Source organism: Mucilaginibacter sp., from assembly GCF_036383575.1.
Lineage (GTDB): Bacteria > Bacteroidota > Bacteroidia > Sphingobacteriales > Sphingobacteriaceae > Mucilaginibacter.
This window is the reverse complement of sequence record NZ_DASVOB010000107.1, coordinates 1-4,348: the sequence shown is the minus strand read 5'-3', so window position 1 is coordinate 4,348 and position 4,348 is coordinate 1. Positions and strand designations below refer to the sequence as shown.

Here is a 4,348-nt window from a genome sequence, read left to right as displayed (position 1 = left end):
GCAAGCGGGCTCTTAAAGGCCCCAAGGGTTATACGGGGTGTGTAATTTGCCCTGTTTATTCCGCTAATATCTTACTTCTCATCGCAGAGCACGTCATCTCATTTTTTTTCAGGAGAATCCTGATGGTTACTCGCAATGACGCTTTTTTTATAATAATTTACCCCTTTTTAAACTTCAATGCTAACTGAGCCAGCATATCATCATTAACTGGCTGTGCCGGCTCATCCTTCTTTTTAAAAGGTTTGTTTTGATATTGCTGATTTTTGGTATGATCGGGCTTGGTGTATTCCTTTTTTTGATATTCTGGTTTAGAAGCAGCAGGCTGCTGATCTGCCGGCTTTGGCTGGGCTGCTTTGTTAGCCTGGCGCTCGGCTGTTTTTTTGGCATTCCAGCGGGTGTAGATCTCTTCGAGCTTGCGTTTGGTATACAGAGGAAAATCGCCTTGCATCATCCATGAATAATAGCTTGGCTCGGCGTTCAGTACATCCTCTACACGTTTGCCTTTATGCTTGCCAAAGTTTATCAGCTCTTCGCCCTGCTCATTGTAAACCATACGGCCTGCAAAATCAACCGGTTTACTCAGGTTGGTAAATACGTGTAAAGCTTCAACATCACCAACAACAGGAATTAATTTGTTACCTTTTTTATCCTCCCACTCTACGTTTTCATAACGCTCTATCTGCGCCAGCAAAACCTCCATGGTAGCACGGGTATCAGCCTCGGCCGAATGGGCGTTTTCAATTACTTTATTGCAATAAAACTGGTAAGCGGCCTTCAAAGTACGCTGTTCCATCTGGTGAAATATGTTTTGCACATCAACAAAATGGCGCTCATCTAAACTAAATGATACACCAGCGCGCAAAAATTCCTCCATGATCATGGGGATATCAAACTTATTTGAGTTATAGCCGGCCAGATCGCTATCGCCAATAAAATCGGCTATTTCCTGCCCAAGCTCTTTAAATTGTTTTTCGTTTTGTATGTGCTCATCATAGATGCCATGCACCAGTGATGACTCCAGCGGAATAGGGATGCCCGGGTGAACACGCCATGTTTTAACATCCTCGCTGCCATCCGGATTAAGCTTGATAACAGATATTTCAACTATGCGGTCGGCACCGATATTGGTACCTGTTGTTTCAAGATCAAAGAAAGCCAGCGGGCGTTTTAATTTTAATTTCATTTGTTAGTGTTCAGAGATGCAAAGGTCGCAAATGTCCTAAAATTAATCAGCAGAATAAATTTTTTAATTTATTTAATATACCAATTTATTATTTAATTTGATTATCCCTAATTATCACAATTTGTATGAGCAAAATCTTCCTTATTCTTTTGATTTTTATCGGCTTATCACACGTAGCCACAGCCCAGGATTTTGAAGCTGGAGTCACTGATCAGGAGGTCGAAATGACCAAATATGATAAAGATCCGCAAGCTAACGCGGTCTTCCTAAATGAATTTGGCAATACCCGGATAGATGAATATATGGACCATATCAGGCTGATCCATACATATCACGCCAAAATTAAAATATTTACCAAAGAAGGCCTAACCCACGGCACCATCGAGATCCCTATACACAACGGTGATAACTCATCCGAAGATATTACCAGTGTTACCGGTTTTACTTATTATAAAGACGACAACGGTATTATTCAAAAGTCCGAACTTGACTCTAAAAAAGTATTTACGGTTAAAGATTATAAGTATGGCAGCACTGTAAAGTTTGCCTTGCCAGCATTGCGCCCGGGTTGTGTTATTGAATTTAAATATGAATTGATCTCACCTTATTGGGACCATTTTCGCGGGTGGACATTCCAGGACGATATACCAAAAGTAAACTCACAATATGAAGTACATATCCCTGGCTTCTGGACTTTTAATGCCTCATTGCGCGGGGCATTGAAACTAACGAAAAGCAATTCGGAAGTTGAACGGGAGTGCTTCACATCCGGAGGATCAAAAGCTGATTGCTCTCATATAACTTACGCAATGAAGGATATCCCGGCCTTTATTGATGAGGATTACATGACTGCACGCAAAAACTTTTTATCGGCAATATTTTTTGAACTGGTTGAATACACCAACCCTTATACCAGTGTTAAAACTGTTGTGACAAAAGAGTGGAGCGATGTTGATCGTCAGCTAAAAATAGCCGATGAATTTGGCTCTCAGTTAAAACGCACGAGTCTGCTTAAAGAAAGGATAGCTCCGGTGATTGCTGGTAAAACGGCAGACATTGACAAAGCAAGGGCCATATATGCCTGGGTAAAAAGCCAGGTAAAGTGGAACGATTACATCGGTATTTACAGTAGTGATGGAGTAAAAAAAGCTTTGGATACACATGCAGGCAGCATTGCAGATATTAACCTCACCCTTATTACCGCGTTAAATGCAGCCGGGCTTAATACCGAGGCTGTATTACTCTCAACCCGTGATCATGGAATGGTGAATACCCTTTATCCGGTACTTAACGACTTTAATTACGTAGTAGCCCGACTAACCATTGGCGAACAAACCTACCTGTTGGACGCTACAGAGCCGTTACTTTCATTTGGCTTGCTGCCCCTTAAATGTATTAATGATAAAGGTAGGGTGATCAGCCTCAATAAACCGTCATACTGGATAGAGCTAACTTCACAGCAAAAAGCAGCCACAACCCGCACCCTTGAATTAACTTTGCTTGACAACGGCAAATTAAAGGGCAGCCTTATTACCTACTACAAAGGTTATGATGCTTATGAAAAGCGTAAGGCTATAAAAAAGTTCAACTCTGTTGATGAATATGTTGAAGATTTTGATGAAAAGCAGCCTAAACTAAAGGTTCTTAAATCAGATATAATGAACCTGGATAGCCTTGACAATCCTTTAAGAGAAAGCTTTGAAGTAGAGATAGACGCATTTGACAACACTAATCATGACAGGCTTTCCTTTAGCCCCTACCTTTGGGAAAAACGCACAACAAACCCTTTTAAACTAACCGAACGCGATTTCCCTGTTGACTGGGGCTATGCGTCGGATAAACGTTTAGTACTGGTAATGCATATACCCGCACAATATGTTATTGAAACACCGCCGCAAGTAGTGGCTTTTTCTTTACCTAATAAAGGAGGGATGTTTGCTACTTCATTTGAAACGCAGGACAATAGTACATTCACATTTTCAAATATTATTCAATTCAATAAATCAGTTTACGATTCGGCCGAGTACCCTTATTTAAAAGAACTTTATAACAAGATCATCCTCACCGAAAAAGCCGACATGATTTTCAAGAAAAAATAATGAAGACATTTTTAACGCTGTTTTTTTCCGTCATCATTTATACCAATGCTACTGCACAGGATAATTATGATGTGTCCCTTATATCAAAAGAACTTTTACCTTATGCAAGCTCAGTTGTTCGAAACGAAGCAATAACAACAGAGGTCCGTGATCTTGACAATACCCTGCTTCATGTAAAAAGAGCTATTACTGTATTTAATAAAAATGGGGACGACGATGTTGCCATTGGTATTTCGCACAACAAAAACCGCATTATTAAAGATGTTAAAGGAGTAGTTTACAATCAATATGGCAAGCCCATCAGTAAGTTTAGTGAAAGTGACTTTGAGGATGACAGCAATCATGACGGTTTTTCCCTATTCACTGATGTTAAGATCAAACACTATCGCCCGTTGGTAAGTGACTACCCGTATACGGTAAGCTATGAGTATGATGTAAAATTATAACAAACGCTTGAGTTCAGGGATTGGGAACCTAATCCATCAACCGGCGTAGCTGTCGAAAAAAGTTCATACACATTTATTTGTAAGCCCGACTTTAAGATCAGGTATAAAGAAGTGAACGTTCCGTCAAAAGTGGTTATTGGCACCAATAAAGATGGATTAAAAACTTATACGTGGCAGGCAAGCAATTTAAAAGCTGTCAAATACGAACCATACAGCCCGCTTCGCACTGCAAATTTAACTTATGTTAAAATAGCCCCGGAGAAATTTAGTTATGGCGGCATAACCGGCTCGTTTACTAACTGGAAAGAGCTTGGTATGTGGCAATATGATAAACTTAATGCCGGCAGACAGGTGCTATCCCCGCAAACTGTAAGCCGCATGAAGGAACTCACTAATGATATTACCGATCCTAAGCAAAAAGCAAGAAAGATCTATGAGTACATGCAAGGCAAAACTCATTACATCAATATATCAATAGGTATTGGCGGATATCAGCCTTTCCCCGCAGCAGATGTTGATCAGCAAAACTACGGTGACTGTAAAGCCCTTGTTAACTATACACAAGCTTTATTTAAAGCGGTTAATATTGATTCATATTATTGTGTAGTTGAGGCGGGAAA

The 4,348-nt window shown here is 40.2% G+C and carries 2 protein-coding genes and 1 pseudogene; 2 read left to right on the top strand and 1 reads right to left on the bottom strand.

The window, feature by feature from the left end:
• Nucleotides 1-157 precede the first annotated feature (157 nt).
• Nucleotides 158-1,183, bottom strand: coding sequence for an exonuclease domain-containing protein (locus tag VF500_RS03990; protein WP_330858427.1), 1,026 nt, complete (start codon nucleotides 1,181-1,183; stop codon nucleotides 158-160).
• 125 nt (nucleotides 1,184-1,308) lie between these two features.
• Between VF500_RS03990 and VF500_RS03985 the strand changes: the two genes are divergently transcribed.
• Both VF500_RS03985 and VF500_RS31760 read left to right on the top strand, forming a co-directional pair.
• Nucleotides 1,309-3,282 carry a DUF3857 domain-containing protein gene (locus VF500_RS03985; protein WP_330858426.1) on the top strand — a complete coding sequence of 658 codons (1,974 nt, stop codon included), beginning with the start codon at nucleotides 1,309-1,311 and terminating at the stop codon, nucleotides 3,280-3,282.
• Nucleotides 3,282-4,348: pseudogene (locus VF500_RS31760) on the top strand (DUF3857 domain-containing protein); the annotation flags it as partial. The gene VF500_RS03985 and the pseudogene VF500_RS31760, both read left to right, overlap by 1 nt.

Coding starts and splice junctions, on each gene's coding strand:
- VF500_RS03990 (WP_330858427.1), bottom strand. CDS start 1,183: ATGAAATTAAAATTAAAACGCCCGCTGGCTTTCTTTGATCTTGAAACA.
- VF500_RS03985 (WP_330858426.1), top strand. CDS start 1,309: ATGAGCAAAATCTTCCTTATTCTTTTGATTTTTATCGGCTTATCACAC.